Below are 15,484 nucleotides of genomic sequence, written 5' to 3' on the forward strand. Positions count from 1 at the left end.
CCTCTCCGCAGGCAGCGGAGAGGAGTCGAATCCGTGTTACAGCCTCTAATAGGTGCCGATACGTTGAAGGATGCGCTCGCATCCGGAGACGTCATCCTTCTCGATGCAACCGCCAGACTGCCCGGCGAGCAGACCGACCCGGAAGCGGCTTTTCTGGCCTCCCGTCTGCCCGGCGCACGCCGCTTCGACATCGAGCTTTTTTCCGATCCAGAGCAGTCACTCCCGCATATGGCTCCCGCCGCCGGACGTTTCGCGCGGCTGGCGGGTGAACTCGGACTGACCCGCGACAGCATGATCGTTGTCTACGATCAGGGTAATATCGCCTCTTCCTGCCGCGCCTGGTGGCTGCTGCGTCTGTTCGGCCATGAGCGGGTGTTCATTCTCGATGGCGGGCTGCCCGCATGGCGCGAGGCGGAGGGCCAACTGGAGCAAGGCGACCCTTCACCTGTCGTTGCCACGCAGTATGTGCCTCGCCTGACGACCGCCCTGATCAAGGGACTGGGCGACATGCTCGTTCTCTGCTCCTCTGACGCGGATGACGTCATTCTCGACGCCCGTTCTGCTGGCCGCTTCACCGGCGAGGCTCCGGAACCACGGGCCGGACTGTCGTCCGGGCATATGCCGGGAGCCCGGAATATTCCCTTTGGTGAACTGCTGGACGAAAACAGACGCTTCCTGCCTAAGGCGGCGTTGCGGGAACGCTTCGAAAAAGCTGGTGTCGAGACCCTTCAGACACCGCTCATCGCCACATGTGGATCGGGGATGACGGCTTCCGTGATCGTGGTCGGCGCCGTGCTTGCGGGTTACGGGACCGTCTCTCTCTATGACGGTTCGTGGGCGGAATGGGCTGCCACACCTGACGCACCCATCGTAAAGGGAGAAGCGTCATCCGACAGGGAGCGGAACGGATCATGACAGGAGAAGACAGGGTCGCGGCGGGCTGGGAGCAACTGAACGCCCGGCTGGTGAAAATCGGGCGCCCCGATGTACATGACGAAGCGTTTCGCGGGACCGGCACGCTGGTCAATGCGTCGGTTTCCCGAGGTTCGACGGTGCTGTTCCCCGATCTGGACACCATGCGGCGTGTCGGTGCTGAACGCTATGAGCATACACCGATCTACGGCGCGATGGGTTCCGCCGTGCAGCACGATCTGGAGCGGGCCATCGCGATGGTCGAGGAGGGGCGAGATACGCAGATCGTGTCGTCCGGTCTCGCCGCCTGCACGACGGCGCTGCTGACATGGACCAGTTCGGGCGGCCACTGTCTGTTGCCGGATTCCTGCTACGGTCCGACCCGACGGTTTGCCGACACCATGCTGCGGCGGTTCGGTGTGGAGACGACCTATTACGATCCCATGATCGCGGAAGAGCGGTTGCGCGGACTCATGCGGCCGAACACGCAGGTCGTGTTCGCGGAAAGCCCCGGCAGTCATACGTTCGAAGTGCAGGACGTCTCCATGCTGGCCCGCGTGGCGCATGAAAGCGGGGCGCGGGTGCTGCTCGACAATACATGGGGCTTCGGAATTTTCATGCCGTTCGCGCATGGAGTCGATGTGTCGATTCAGGCGCTGACCAAATATCCCGGCGGCCATTCTGACGCGATTCTGGGCGCCATCACCGTCGGTTCCGAGGAAGACTGGCATATGCTGCGGGACGCGGCGATCCAGTTGGGGCAGCTTGCCGGACCGGATGACTGCTGGCTGACACTGCGCGGCCTTCGGAGCATGGGCGTGCGTCTGGCGCGGCAGGCCCGTACGGCGTGGCGGGTGGCGTGCTGGCTGCGTGAGCGGGGAGAAGTGGCGCAGGTGCTCTATCCCGCGTTCGTCGAGTGCCCGGGGCACGAGTTCTGGGAGCGGGATTTCTCTGGTGCCGGTCCGTTGTTCACCGTGGTCCTGACGTCCAACCATGACAGGGTGGCCATGGAGCAGTTGATCAACGGTCTCCGGCATTTCGGGATAGGAGCATCCTGGGGCGGCTATGAAAGTCTGGTGCTGCCCACAACGGGAGGCGTGTCACGCTCCCTGCCTGACGCACTGCCGGAGGGGCCGGCCTTCCGGCTGGCGATCGGACTGGATGACGCGGCGGATCTGATTGCCGATCTGGAGAGCGGTTTCTCGCGTTTGTAACGGAACGGGTCGGGTGCAGGATTGACCGGAAAAGGGAACCAATGTAGAACAAATCCGATTCCGCACACAGATGAGACATTGGCAGAGGACCGGACTCGATGCTCACACGCAAACAGCATGAACTGCTGCTGTTCATCGATTCCTATCTTGGCCAGACAGGATTCTCTCCTTCATTCGATGAAATGAAGGATGCGCTGGGGCTGAAATCCAAATCAGGCATCCATCGTCTGATCTCGGCTCTGGAGGAGCGGGGTTTTATCCAGCGGCGGCATAATCGGGCGCGTGCGCTGGAAGTGCTGCGCCTGCCTGAACCTGTCCATCTGTCCGCAACAGACGCTTCCCACTCACTGAATGTCATCAAGGGTGATTTTTCACAGCGTCTTGCTGGCGTGAAGACGGGAGAAGCCGCGGCTTCCGTGAGCCTGCCGCTCTATGGCCGGATCGCGGCGGGCCTGCCGATAGAAGCGCTGAACGATCACAGCGAGCAGGTGGAAGTGCCGATGGCCCTTCTCGGTCAGGGCGAGCATTATGCTCTGGAGGTCGCTGGCGATTCCATGATCGAGGCGGGTATTCTGGACGGTGACACCGTCATCATCCGTCGCGAGGACAATGCCGAGAATGGTGAGATTGTTGTCGCCCTGATTGACGATGCGGAAGTGACTCTCAAAAGGCTACGGAAGAAGGGCAATACTGTCGCCCTTGAAGCCGCCAACCCTGCTTATGAAACACGGATTGTTCCGGCTGAGCGTCTGAAGATTCAGGGACGGCTGGTCGGGTTGCTGCGCACATATCACTGAGGAAAGACAAACTGTTCTCTTTGGACAGAAGCTTTCATCATAAAACAGCAGTTTGCGGGCCGCCCTGTTCCAGCAAGGCGGCGTTCCCTGAAGGGTTTGCCTGACAGGCAGTTTCAAAATCTCTGCGAAATGCCAGTCAGGATCGTCCGTCTGAGTCCGTACTGCGGCGCGCCGACACCGATGCCCGATCCGCTCCGAAGCATGTAGCGGCGGTCGAAGAGATTGGTGACATCCAGTCTCAGTTCAGTACGTTTCAGGAAAGATGTGTGAAACAGGTTGTCGAAAGACTGAACCAGCCCAAGGTTGAACGTCACGTAATTGGGGACTGAGGCACCGTTGGGGATCGCTGAATCTTCCCGAAGACCGCTGCCATAAACCATTGTCGCTGACAGACGCAGCGGATGACCGGTCTTGTGGAATGCCGTGTAACTGCCTCCTGCTGACGCCGTCCAGCGCTGGTCATGATCCACATGCACCCAGTGATTGCTGATATAGGCGAGATCATCTGGCGCCATATTCCACTGGGCGGAAACAATGTTTTTTCCTATGGCGCGTGACCACGCGAAATTGCCGTAAACCGTAAAGGGTCCGCGTGAATAGTCGGTGGTCACCTCATATCCGTTGACCTGACCACGCTTGTAGTTGAACGCCGACAGAATGATGGGAGATCCGAACTGTCCCTCGTCAATCATGTTGCGGGCCAGTTTGACATAGGCGTCAAAGGACGCATGCCAGTGCGGCAGGATTTCCTGCGCGAAACCGGCATCGAAATAGTGATCCCGTTCAGACTTGACCATCGTATTCTGGAAATTGGGCGGAGCGCCCGATGTGTCGGCATACTTATTCAGCTGCGTTCCACCGACCAGCTCAAACGGAGGCGGTGTGAAGTAGCGGGAATAACCTGCATGGAATGTGCCGCCTTTCCATGGCGTCCAGACAATGTTGATCCTTGGGCTGACCTGCTTGGAGTGTGTGTATTCATCCACGCCGTCAAAACGGAGGCCGTAATTGATGGTCAGGTTTCTGAGAGGACGCCATTCATCCTGAGCATACAGCCCGTAGACCCAGCCTGTGCGGCCTGTGCCATCATGAATGGACTGAGTCAGGCCATTGAACTCCGCGTTGCCATCGTCATCCGTGCCGCTCTGTGTATAGACAGTGGCGTCCGACTTTGAAACCGTTCTTTCCACATAAGCCTGAAAACCGAATCTGATGGTGTGCTTCGGTGCTACGCGCCATGTGAGGTCTGTCTGGTTGCCTGATGAAAAGATCGAGCGCTGGGCGTGCTGGGCGATACCGTTATAGACAAGATCGCCGAGCGGATCGGGAGAATATCCGAGAGAACTGTAACGCGTGATCGCTGAAGTCTGTAGGCTGAGTTTTCCCATCTCCTTCTGAAGGGACAGTATTCCGAAATCAGTGATTTCCTTCTGCTGCTCGCGCAGGGAGGCGCTGTCCACACTGCCGTAAACCTGCTGGGACAGGGCGCTGTTCAGAAAGGACGGGTTGGCAAACTGTCTCTGCTGGCCTGGATTGTTCGGAAGTTCATATTGAGCGTTCGACACACCGGCGATAAAGCTGATCCGTGTGTTTTCGTCAGCCGTGTAACGCAGATGTCCAAGGAAGTGATACTGATTGCTCAGATCATGGATCGCGTTGAAATCCGGTGTGGGGTTTTCGATGCCGACACGGTTATGCACGAAATCCGCTGTCGCGAAGTAATCCCATTTCCCGGAATGTCCGCCATATTGCAGGGACGGGAAGAAATAATCACGAGCGCCACCGTAAATGGAAGCATTGCCGCCACTGTCAGACGTGCCGTTCTTTGTCGTGATATCAATCACACCAGCCTGAAGAAATCCGTATTCGCTGGGGAGGGCTCCGGTCGTCAGGGACATGGAGTGAGCGAAACGGGTCATGAGTGTCTGGCCAAAGACGCTCAATCCTTCCGGAAGTGCGACACCGTCAAGACGGAACTGCACCTCGTTATGGTCGCCGCGGATATGAATCTGACCATAGCTGTCCTGCGTCACACCCGGAGCCTGCAACAGGACCGTGTTCAGTGGGGCGTTGTCACCACCGGGAATTCTTTCGATATCCGCGCGGGTGAAGTGATAGACGCTTGCCCCCGTCGAAGGTTGAAGACTGGCTCTCTGCTTATCCAGATGCGCCGTGACGATGATGTGCTCGTCACGGATCGCCGTCACTGCTTTGACCGGGGTCGTTTTGGCCGAAGAGTGTGTGGTTACAGGCGCAGGTGTCGTCGTTCCCGTCTCTGCGGCATGAGCAGGTGTGAGGACGTGCCGGGAGAACAGCAACGGGCTGGCGACAAGCAGAAAAGTAACGGGATGGACAGGGCGATTCATTGAGCATCCGTATTGGCTGATTTCAGTTCTCCATACGATGTTATGTTATAATATAACAATACCTAAAATGCCGCAAAAGCCATTCCGACTAAAATTGCAGGCACCTGATGCAGAATGGCCAACAAAAAACGCTGTCCCGGCTTTTGGCCGGAACAGCGTCACGAGAAAGATTAACAGTCTGATTTTCCTCCGAATTAGGCCGGAGAAAAACGATCAGAGGTTGTCAGTAATTCTGGGACTTTGTCCAATTCTGGGACGGAAGGTGCCCTGACGGAGAGTCGTCTCGATGTCCTCAAGCGAGGCCCCGACTGTTTCAGGAACCAGCAGAAAGACGAAGATGACACTGACCAGATTGACGCCGGCATAGAACCACATGGTGCCGCCGAGTGTCAGGGTCTGCACCAGTTCCAGCGTGGTGGCCGTGACGACGAGGTTGCTGCCCCACAGAACCGCAGCATGGGCGCTGGTTGCAGCGCCACGCATCGGCAGCGGGAACATTTCCGCTCCGGTCAGCCAGCCGACAACCTGAATACCGCCGGAATTGAACAGCATGAACAGCAGCAGGAAAGCAAGAACGGCGAAGCTGCCGATACTGCCGGGCGCCGGGTGCAGCGCGAAGCAGATTCCCAGCCCGACAAGACTGAGCACGGCCCCCGGCCCCATGATCAGCATCAGGCGACGACGCCCGATCCGGTCAACGAACAGGCACCCGAGCAGGGTCATGATGCAGTAGACAACCGCCACACCAAGGCTGGCCCAGAGCGACCACTGTGAACCGAAACCGGCGTCGGTCAGAAAGGTCGGGGTGTAGTAGATCATCATCTCCAGACCGCCCGCCTGCGTGAAGAAGGCGACCCCGAGCGCCGCGATCACCGCAGGCCGGACCCAGGGGAGTGTCAGGCCTTTCCAGCCCCGCTCCGTGGTGTTGATCTTCTGCATGTTCGAGTGAATTTCACGAACTTCCTTCTGCACGCTCTCCCGTGTGGTGCGGATGCGTCCAAGCTGTTCCGCCGCAACGTCCAGACCCTCGTTGCGGGCGGTCCAGCGCGGACTTTTCGGCAGGAAGAACATCACGATGAAAACGAAGCCTGCCGGGATGGCCGCCGCCGCTACCATCGGACGCCAGCCCCATTCGTCGCGCATCAGAAGACCGGCGATATTGGCGAGCAGAATGCCGATGCCGATCGCCACATTGAACAATGTGACGAGATTACCGCGTCTTTTCGGTGGAGCCAGCTCGGAGATATAGGTCGGCACGACCTGCGTTGAGCCGCCGACAGCCAGACCGAGGAAAAATCGTGCCGTAATCAGAAGATTTATGCTCGGCGCCAGTGCGCAGGCGATCGATCCCATGACAAAGATGGCCGTGACGAAGATGACGGTGGCCCGACGACCAAATTTTTCAGAGGACCAGCCGAAACCGATCGCTCCCACCGCGGCTCCCGCGAGAATGGCGGACGCCACCCATTCCTGCTGGGTAATGGAGAGATGGAAATCCTGCTTGATCAGCAGAAGCGCGCCGGAAATGATGCCTGTATCGTATCCATAGAGGCCGCCGCAGATGGCGGCCACGATGGTTGCGATCCATAGGGTTTTGTCTGCGTTCGGTGAAATCTCAACCGATTTCAGGACAGATGACAGGGATGGCCCCGGACTGTTTGTGGTAGTCAATCGTGTGGTCTCCATGATGACATTGCTGGAAAAGAGGAAAGTCCTTTCGGAGAGAAAAGGTTCCCGAACCGTCTGTCGCAGTCTGATTCTGTGGAAACACTCTGGATTATGAAGCCCGGAGCTGGATCATCCACTTCAGAAAATTCCCGGTCAGAATTTCGTTATGAAATCCTGTTTCAAAAAGGGAATTTTTTCGCTTTTAACTCTGTGTCGTTTTCTGATCCTAGAAATATTACGACAAATTCATGGTTTTGTGAACATTTAATTTTTTAAAAAATGTGATATTGAAAAAATACTTTATATAAAATGATAATTTCTAATATATTTTTTTGATTGGTGCGGCTCCCGCGAATTCGTGAAAACATTCCTTGATTCTGTCTGCATGAAAACGGACTGATCCCTCCACCCTGACTGATCTGGTCTGAAACCGGGCTGTGTATGATATGGCGGTGCTCCGCCTGAAGCTGATGGAGCGGCTTCCACCCCTGTAACTCCAGCATCAGGACATAAAAAAAGCCCGGGCTATAAAGCTCCGGGCCGGAAGTCGTGTCGGTCTGATGTATGATGTCGTTACCAGCCGCCGTAATAAGAGCCGTAAACCGGCACTGCGGGTACGACCGCATAAGGCGCAGGGGCCACATAAACCGGCGGCGGAGGTGGCGGAGGAGCGTAGACCATGCGAGGCGGCGGCGGTGAGTTCGCCATGGCCATACCGGCCACGGCTCCGAGCGCCATTCCGCCGATAATGCCACCCGCGATGGCGCCGCCGCCCCATCTGTCATGGTGACGCCATCCGGGGCCGCCGCCCCAACCACCACCCCAGCCGCCATGACGGCCACCACCCCACCCACCACGGGGGCCACCGCCCCAGTGCTGGGCATGCGCATGGGCAGGCAGCGTCACGGAGCCGGCGACAAGGCCGAGCAGGGCAGGAATAGCGACGAGAGAGCGAAGATATTTGTTCATGTCATGTGTCCCGGATCATGAGCGGGCGTGAATAGCAGGCTCGTTGTCCTTGTATGAGACACATGAAAACCTGTTTTCATGGCGAATTATGGGCAGACTCATTGCCGTTATCACACGACAACATGAAAATCGTGTAATGGCGGGTTGCCCTCACCAGACGACTATCCGCGCAAATCTTTCGCTGCCGCCTCAACCAGCGCGACGTGCTCGGCAGGCTTCACCTTGCGCCAGAACGCCTTGATCCGGCCATCCGCGCCGACAAGGAAGGAGCTGCGCTCCATCCCGAAATAGGTCCGTCCGTACATCGATTTCTCAACCCATGTGCCGTACTGATCGGCGAGCGCATGCTCAGGATCGCTGGCCAGCGGGAACTCCAGACCATACTTGTCCGCGAATTTGTCGATCTTCGCGACAGGGTCAGGGCTGACGCCGATCACGGTGAGATCCAGCCTGCCCAGCGCGGGGAGGGCTTCCTGAATGCCGCAGGCCTGCGTAGTGCAGCCGGGCGTGTCCGCTTTTGGATAGAAATAGAGCAGGTAGGGCTTGCCCGAAAGAGCGTCGCTCGAAACCGTGCGGCCTCTGCTGGCTTCAAGGGTGAAATCAGGGGCCTTGTCGCCCACCTTGATGGAATCTGTGCTCATGCGGCGAGCCTGCCTCAGAGGACGGCCTGCCGCAACCTGAATTCGTGGAAGCAGCAACCGTCCTATAGATTGATCTTTCCTGCCGGGAGAAAGTGACAGACAGTTCCCCTAACCTCGCCAGAGGTGGGACCTTCGAGAACTGTTTGTCATCAATAAATCAGGATGAAGGGGCCGCCGGATCAGCCCGCATCCGTGACAGGGCCGATCAACCGCGTGAACAGTCCGCGCACGGTCTCCGCCAGTTCTTCGATTTCCTCCCGCAGGGTTGAGACCCCCGGCACATCCATCGTCCGACAGAGAAGATCCAGCGTGGCGGCGGGCAGTTCCTGCGCCGGATCAACGGGTGGCTTCGGTCCGCACAGTAGTCTGAGGACGCTTTGCAGACTTCTCCATCGCTCATCGGCTTCAAGCAGGACGGTCGCCTGTTCCGGCGACAGCAAGCGCGCTTTGGCCAGAAGTCCAAAGGCCTGTGAGGTGACGGGAGAGCGCACCCGCGCGGACTCCGATGTGAGCTGAAGAGCTTGTGCGATGAACTCCACCTCCATCAGTCCGCCCGGTCGCCGCTTGACGTCCCACGGGCTGGAGGGTGGCAGATCACGGGCGAGACGGCTCCGCATGGCGGCGGCGTCCTCCCTCACTTTCCCGGCGGGACGGCGGGCGTCCGGCGATAGAGCCGCTTCAATATCCTCGCGCAGGGATTTTTTCAGGCGGGTTCTGACGCCGCTTTCTCCCGTGATGCTGACAAGCCGCGCCCGTGTCAGCGCCATGCGCTCCCACGTCCATGATTCCTCCGCATGATAGCGACGGAAGGCGGAAAGCGACACGGCGACCGGTCCCGCCGCACCCGACGGACGCAGACGCATGTCCACCGGATAAAGCGGACCTTCCGAGTCCGGCGCGGTCAAGGCGCCGATAAAGCTGTGCGCCAGCCGGAGATAATATTGTGACACGGTCAGGGTGCGCCCGCCCCCTCTGGGCAGCGCCGTGCTTTCGGTCACATGGTCCGGATGGTCGAAGATCATCATCAGATCGAGGTCGGACCCGGCCATCATCTCCCGCGATCCGGCCTTGCCCAGCGCCAGCACGGCGATGCCCCCGCCCTCCACCCTGCCGTGGCGCGCCCGGTGCGTGTGGAAAACACTGTCGAGCAGCGCCGTCATGACGGCATCCGCGACATCGGTGCGTTCCTGCGCCGCCGTGTCTTCGTCCAGCCGCCCTTCCAGCCGGGCGACGGAAAGGCGGAATTCCTCGGCCCGCACGACTGGGCGCAGCCGGGTGACCAGAAGCTCGGAATCAGGCTTTTCCGCTGCCAGAAGCCGAACCTGCTCCGGCGCGAAGGTGGCTGCGACGGGGAGATTTTCCTCCTCTTCCTCCTGAAGTTCCAGCAGTCCTTCCAGCGCGGACGGACTGTCCGCGAGATGGTTGGCGAGAAAGGGCGAGGCGTCGAAAATCGCCGCGATCCGGTCGATCAGCGCGGGATTGCGCTCCAGCAGGGAGAGCAACTGCACTCCGGCGCGTTGCCGCGAAAGAAGTGTGTCAAAGTGGCGCAGACAGGCCAGCGGATCACGCCGGGCGATGAAGCTGGCGAGCAGATCGGGCATCAGCCCCCGGAGCAGGGCATGGGCGCGGTCCGAGCGGAGCGCCCTGCGGCTGTTGCCTGCCCAGTGACCGAGGATCGTCGCGGCGTCATCACATCCGGCCTGCGGAAAACCGAGTTCGCCGAGGCGGGCGGGCAACTCATCCGAACCGAGATCGAGCAGCGCTTCCTCCGGACGGATTCTGCGGGTGGGCGTGCTGAAATGCTTCTCGAAAATACGCCGCGCCGCCCGCATCTGCGGCAGCAGATCCAGCGCGAAATCGCCCCCGCTCCCGTAACCAAGAAAGACCGCGAGATCGTTGAAGCGCTCTTCCGTGTCCGGAAGCCGGTGGGTCTGCTGGTCGGCCCGCATCTGCACCCGATGTTCGACAATCCGCAGCAGACGGTAGGCGCGGGCGAGACTTTCGGCCTCTTCCCGTGGCATGTGGCCGGAACGCGTCAGCGTGCGGAGCGCGCCGAGCGTGGTTGGATCGCGCAGGCTCGGTGTTCGTCCTCCCCAGACAAGCTGCATCGCCTGAGCGACGAACTCGATCTCGCGGATGCCGCCTTCTCCGAGCTTGGCGTTATGGCCGAGCAGCCATCGGACACCTTCCTCCGGGTCGGTCAGTGTCGAATCGGCCATCTTCGCCAGTCCGGAGCGGCCCGGTTTGCGGTGCTGGTCGATCTTGGCCTTCATGACGTGAATGTCGTCAATCAGGGCGAAGTCGAGATGACGTCGCCAGACAAACGGGTGGATGGCGGTCAGGAATGCGCGTCCCAGCCGGATGTTTCCCGCGACAGGCCGCGCCTTGGTCATGGCGGCGCGTTCCCATGTCTGGCCCAGACTTTCGTAATAGGCGATGGCGGCGGGGAGCGAGACGGCGAGCGGCGTCGCGGAGGGATCGGGACGCAGGCGCAGATCGGTCCGGAAAACGTAGCCATTCGCGTCACGCGCTTCCATGAGGCGGACAAGGTCGCTAGTCATGCGGATGAAAGTCTGCCGGGCCGTATCGGGGTCCGCGTGAAGATCAGCGTCGAAAAGCACGACAAGATCGATGTCCGAGGAGAAGTTCAGTTCCCGCGCCCCGAGTTTCCCCATCGCCAGAACGACATAGCCGCTGCCGCGCGTGGGCCGGGCCGGATCTTTCAGGGACAGCCGTCCCCTGTCGTGCGCCGAGCGCAGCAAATGCCTGACCGCCGCGTCGAGAGTGCTTTCAGCCAGACGCGACAGCGTCTGCGTAACGGTTTCCAGAGACCAGAAATCGCCGATGTCCGCCAGCGCGCAGGTCAGCGCGATCCGGTTCTTGGCGTCGCGCATGGCGCGGGCCAGCGTGTCATGGTCGATATCCGGCGGCAGGGCGTCGATTTCGGCAAAAGTGGCCTCGGCGAAGCTGTCCGGACCGTTGCGCAGCAGGGTCGCGAAGTCGGCGGGGCTGCGCAACGCGAGTTCGGTCAGGTAGGGGCTATTGCCGCCCATGGCCGCCAGAAGCCCCGGCACGCCGGGTTCTTCCAGCAGAACGGGTTCCAGCCCGGCCTCCCGCCAGCGTTCGGCAAGATCCTCCCGAAACCGCGCCAGCGCGTTTGGGTCCGCGGGATCAGGCCATGCGAGTTCAGGCCAGGAAGCCGCCCTCCTGCGGCCCCGCCAGCCTGCGCCGCCGGAGCGACCGGCAGGGCTGACGGCGGAGGCGGATGGAACCTCTTGCGGCATGCCATCGTTTGGACGCATTGCCCCCTTTTCTGGGGGGGTATGGTCCGTCAGGGAACGGATCGGGGAAGAAGAGGTGCGTCGCGACATGGGCTTTACGGAATGATCGGGCGGACAGGGTGGCGGTGATGGACGGGTCCGGTCAAGATGAAGCTCAGGACGGTGCGCGGCGCGAACGGTCCGCGCCCGCTCAGGGAGCGTCTGTGGGGATGTCTGTGAAGCGACCCCGAAAACCCGCCGCGGGCAGGCGTTTCCTGAAAGGTGCGATGTGGGCGGCGACTGCTCTGGTGGGCGTGCCGCTGATCGCCGCCGGAGGTCTCATGGCCGCCATGATGGTCGGGCCGGTCAATATCTCCCCATTACTCAGGCTGGCCCTGCCGGTCAGGATCGTGGGAGGCGGCAAGGGACAGCCGCCGAGAGGACGTCTGGACATAGGTCATGCCTCCCTGCGCTGGACCGGACTGCGCGACGGGTTCGGCTCGCCGGTGCTGCTGGAACTCCGCGATGTGATCGTTCTCGATGCGACTGGCAGGGTTGCTGACCGCATTGACGCCGGAGCCATTGCGCTGGATGCGTTCCCGCTGTTGCACGGGCGTCTCTCCGTTACCGATTTTCGCGTGAGCGGCGCGCGCATCGCCCTGCGGCGGGATGCACAGGGCGACGTCGATCTCGACCTTCCCGGCACACCCTCCGGCGGCAGAGGTGGTTTCCCCGATATCGACGTCCGCCGTCTCCGGCGACTGACGCTTGCCGGAACGCATGTGGTTCTGGTTGATGATCACGACCACAGAACCTGGACCGTTGATCCTCTCGATGCCGCGCTGACTCCTGTCGTGGTGAAGCACCGGCACGGACTGGTGGGATCGGTGACGATCGGCGCCGCGAGCGAGAGCGCTGGCGCTCCGGTCATCGCGCATCTCGCCGCACAGGGGGGCGTGACGCCTGATGGCGCGTTGCACTGGCATGTTGCGCTTGATCCGCTGATGCCCTCCGGCTTCGCCAGTTTTGCACCTCAACTGGCTGCGGCCCGGGTACCCGTGGGGCTGACGGGAGACATCACGCTGACATCGGCGGGGCGCGGCTGGTCCATGCTGCCGAGTGATGCGCTGGTCAACGTCACTCTCGGAGCCGGGGAAGTCGATGTCGCCGGTTCCACGCTGTATCCCGCCGAGGGAAATGCGGCGCTGCATATGACTTTCGGAAAGCGGGCCGCAGCAGGCTGGCCCGCGCATCTGCCAGCGCGTCTGGATGTGCGGGCGCTGTCCTTGCAGTTGCGTGCGCCGCCTGCTCCGGAGGGGGGTGTGCTACTCCCGCCGCAGTCGCCGGTGATCGCGCCTGACAGCCCGACAGCCGGGAAGGAAGCTGCGAAAGAGGCCGTGAAAGATCCTGCGTCACAGGAAGCCTCCACCCCGGTTCCACCACCCCGGCTCACGGCCAGCGGTTCCGCTGACTGGAGGGATATCACGGCTCCCGGTCTCATGAACGGTGACGTCGATCTCACGCTGTCACCGGTGCCGTTTACGGAAGTCGGCAAATACTGGCCGATGAAGGCCGCGAAGGGCGCCCGCCGCTGGGTGGGGCGCAACATCACCGCCGGTATGGTCACGAATACGCAGGTCCATCTGAAAATCGGTCCGGATGCGAGCGGTCGTGTTTCGAAGCTGACAGGGGTTTCAGGAGGGCTCGACGGTGAGAAGATGGAAATCCACTGGCTGCGTCCAATTGCCCCGTTGCACGATGTTGACGCGCATCTGGATGTCACCAGTCTGAGCACGCTGACTCTGTCTTTCAATCACGGCTGGCAACCCACCACGCGGACGATCAAGAGTGTCGGGGTGGCGGGGAGCGGTCGCCTGACGGCGCTGCCCGGCGGCATGATCATCAACGATCTCGACAAGAAGGATCAGACCGGCATCATCACGGTCGGGCTGGCTGGTGATCTGCGCGATCATGTGGCGCTGCTGTCCGAGCCCCGGTTGCGTATCCTGTCCCGTCATCCGCTGCCGTTCACGTATCCGCAGGGTTACGCGGTGGTGCATACGAAGCTCACATTGCCGCTGGTCTCGAAAGTCTCCACGGATGACATGACGCTCGATGCCCACGCGCACATCACCCATGTCAGTCTTGAGCACGTCGCGATGAATCGGGGTGTGAGCGACGGCACGCTCGACGCCGATATCACGATGCACAGCATGAAACTCGTGGGAAAGGGGGCTTTCAGCCATATTCCCGCCGATGTGCAGGGGGATGTCCTGTTCGACCGCGTCGCTAGGGGGCAGGTGGTCGATCATGTGGTGACAAACCTGCATCTGACACCTGAAAACGCGGCGGCAGCGGGGATTCCCGTAGCGGACTACATGTCCGGGCGGGGTGAGATGAAGGTGGATTATGCCGCCGTCAAGGACGCGGATGACCGGCTGGCCCTTGATCTCGATCTGGCCGATGCCGGGGTGCATATTCCGCTCTGGAACAAGGCGACAGGGCGCGCAGCGACCGTACATGCCGATCTGCTGCTGGATGGTGGAAATGTTGTCGCCGCGACGGGTATCCGTGCAAAGGGACCGGATCTGAATGTCAGCGGCGAAGCGCATTTTCCGGCAGGGCAGTCGCCCGAACTGGTGATCCCCGCTTTCCAGATTGGCCGCTCGACCGGTTCGGCGACCCTGACGATGCCTGCAAGCCCTGTGCAGCCCGTGACGGTCAGGGTGCAGGCCCGCACGGTTGACCTCAGTCCTCTGGTGGAAGGCGCGCCCGAGAAGGTCGAGCCGGCCAAACCGGCGACGACCCTGCATGTGCCGCAGGCTGCCAGCGGACGTGTCCAGGGGCCTCCGGGCCGACCCTGGCTGATCGATGTGACGGCGGACCAGCTTTATTATCGTCATGACCGCACGCTTGGCGGCGTGAAGGCCGTCATCGACCATAACGGCGTGCGCGTGGACAGAATGACGTTGTCCATCACGGAGCCCACGGCTGCGAAGGCCGAGATTCTGCCGCTCGGCAACAGTCGCCGGATGACGGTGGATGTGTCCGATTTCGGTGCGCTGCTGAGCCGTCTGGCGGTCACGGACATGATTGTGGGGGGGCGTGCGAAGTTTGAAGGCAGATTCGATGACACCAAGGCGACCGCGCCCTTCAGCGGCAATCTGAAACTCTCTCCCTTCACGATCCAGCACGCGCCGGGAGCGTTGCTGGTGGCGCGCAGCCTGTCGATCTATGGCTGGCTCAATTCGAAAGACACATCCAGATTCGAGGTGACGCGCTTCGAGATGCCGGTGACGTTCGCGGATGGCGTGATGCATATCCATGACGGTCGCGCCGGAAACGGGGCGCTCGGGGCTACGCTGGAAGGACCGGTCTATCTCGACAAGGGAACGCTCGACCTGTCAGGCACGATCGTCCCGGCTTTCGCGATCAACACCATTCCCGGCAAGATTCCGGCTCTTGGAAAGCTGTTGTCGCCGGAGAAAGGCGGGGGGCTGCTGGCCGTAAAATTCACGCTGGATGGCAGAATTGACAAGCCCGATTTCGGTGTCAGCCCGCTGACCATCCTGCTGCCCGGCGTGCTGAGAAACCTGTTCTAGGAAGAGGTTTCTTCGACAGGGAATTTTTGGTGCAGCTTTTTTCAAAAAAACGACA

Annotated in this window: 9 protein-coding genes; 4 read left to right on the forward strand and 5 right to left on the reverse strand. The window is 60.8% G+C overall.

The window, feature by feature from the left end; all coding sequences use genetic code 11:
- The first annotated feature begins 33 nt into the window (after window positions 1-33).
- The 3 genes from LKE90_RS15915 to lexA all read left to right on the forward strand — a co-directional run bounded on the left by LKE90_RS15915 (window position 34) and on the right by lexA (window position 2,923).
- Window positions 34-915 carry a sulfurtransferase gene (locus LKE90_RS15915; RefSeq protein ID WP_291491329.1) on the forward strand — a complete coding sequence of 294 codons (882 nt, stop codon included), beginning with the start codon at window positions 34-36 and terminating at the stop codon, window positions 913-915.
- Complete coding sequence (gene metC, locus LKE90_RS15920) at window positions 912-2,126, forward strand: cystathionine beta-lyase (protein ID WP_291491328.1); 1,215 nt, start codon at window positions 912-914, stop codon at window positions 2,124-2,126. Before LKE90_RS15915 ends, metC begins: the two co-directional genes overlap by 4 nt.
- A 98-nt stretch (window positions 2,127-2,224) precedes the next feature.
- Window positions 2,225-2,923, forward strand: a complete 699-nt coding sequence (gene lexA / locus LKE90_RS15925) for a transcriptional repressor LexA (RefSeq protein ID WP_291491327.1) — start codon at window positions 2,225-2,227, stop codon at window positions 2,921-2,923.
- Window positions 2,924-3,036: 113 nt separating this feature from the next.
- Here the strand turns inward: lexA and LKE90_RS15930 are convergent, their stop codons facing one another.
- From LKE90_RS15930 to LKE90_RS15950, 5 genes are all read right to left on the reverse strand, one after another.
- Window positions 3,037-5,289, reverse strand: a complete 2,253-nt coding sequence (locus LKE90_RS15930) for a TonB-dependent receptor (RefSeq protein WP_291491326.1) — start codon at window positions 5,287-5,289, stop codon at window positions 3,037-3,039.
- A gap of 213 nt (window positions 5,290-5,502) precedes the next feature.
- Window positions 5,503-6,975 (reverse strand): sugar porter family MFS transporter, encoded by a 1,473-nt coding sequence (locus LKE90_RS15935; RefSeq protein WP_366509532.1) that lies wholly within the window; start codon window positions 6,973-6,975, stop codon window positions 5,503-5,505.
- Window positions 6,976-7,530: 555 nt separating this feature from the next.
- The gene (locus tag LKE90_RS15940; protein WP_291491323.1) at window positions 7,531-7,926 is read right to left on the reverse strand and encodes a hypothetical protein; all 396 of its coding nucleotides are present in this window, start codon (window positions 7,924-7,926) and stop codon (window positions 7,531-7,533) included.
- Window positions 7,927-8,087: 161 nt separating this feature from the next.
- Complete coding sequence (bcp, locus tag LKE90_RS15945; RefSeq protein ID WP_291491322.1) at window positions 8,088-8,567, reverse strand: thioredoxin-dependent thiol peroxidase; 480 nt, start codon at window positions 8,565-8,567, stop codon at window positions 8,088-8,090.
- 179 nt (window positions 8,568-8,746) lie between these two features.
- Window positions 8,747-11,869: a bifunctional [glutamine synthetase] adenylyltransferase/[glutamine synthetase]-adenylyl-L-tyrosine phosphorylase gene (locus tag LKE90_RS15950; protein ID WP_291491321.1), complete on the reverse strand. Its 3,123-nt coding sequence runs from the start codon at window positions 11,867-11,869 to the stop codon at window positions 8,747-8,749.
- A 188-nt stretch (window positions 11,870-12,057) separates the two neighbouring features.
- Between LKE90_RS15950 and LKE90_RS15955 the strand changes: the two genes are divergently transcribed.
- The gene (locus LKE90_RS15955) at window positions 12,058-15,429 is read left to right on the forward strand and encodes an AsmA-like C-terminal region-containing protein (RefSeq protein WP_291491320.1); all 3,372 of its coding nucleotides are present in this window, start codon (window positions 12,058-12,060) and stop codon (window positions 15,427-15,429) included.
- Window positions 15,430-15,484 lie beyond the last annotated feature (55 nt).

Source organism: Acetobacter sp. (genome assembly GCF_022483985.1).
GTDB lineage: Bacteria > Pseudomonadota > Alphaproteobacteria > Acetobacterales > Acetobacteraceae > Acetobacter.

What these genes read in the sequence shown, in the direction of transcription:
- metC (WP_291491328.1), top strand. Translation starts at nt 912, where the DNA reads ATGACAGGAGAAGACAGGGTCGCGGCGGGCTGGGAGCAACTGAACGCC.
- lexA (WP_291491327.1), top strand. Translation starts at nt 2,225, where the DNA reads ATGCTCACACGCAAACAGCATGAACTGCTGCTGTTCATCGATTCCTAT.
- LKE90_RS15930 (WP_291491326.1), bottom strand. Translation starts at nt 5,289, where the DNA reads ATGAATCGCCCTGTCCATCCCGTTACTTTTCTGCTTGTCGCCAGCCCG.
- LKE90_RS15935 (WP_366509532.1), bottom strand. Translation starts at nt 6,975, where the DNA reads ATGGAGACCACACGATTGACTACCACAAACAGTCCGGGGCCATCCCTG.
- LKE90_RS15940 (WP_291491323.1), bottom strand. Translation starts at nt 7,926, where the DNA reads ATGAACAAATATCTTCGCTCTCTCGTCGCTATTCCTGCCCTGCTCGGC.
- bcp (WP_291491322.1), bottom strand. Translation starts at nt 8,567, where the DNA reads ATGAGCACAGATTCCATCAAGGTGGGCGACAAGGCCCCTGATTTCACC.
- LKE90_RS15950 (WP_291491321.1), bottom strand. Translation starts at nt 11,869, where the DNA reads ATGCGTCCAAACGATGGCATGCCGCAAGAGGTTCCATCCGCCTCCGCC.
- LKE90_RS15955 (WP_291491320.1), top strand. Translation starts at nt 12,058, where the DNA reads ATGTCTGTGAAGCGACCCCGAAAACCCGCCGCGGGCAGGCGTTTCCTG.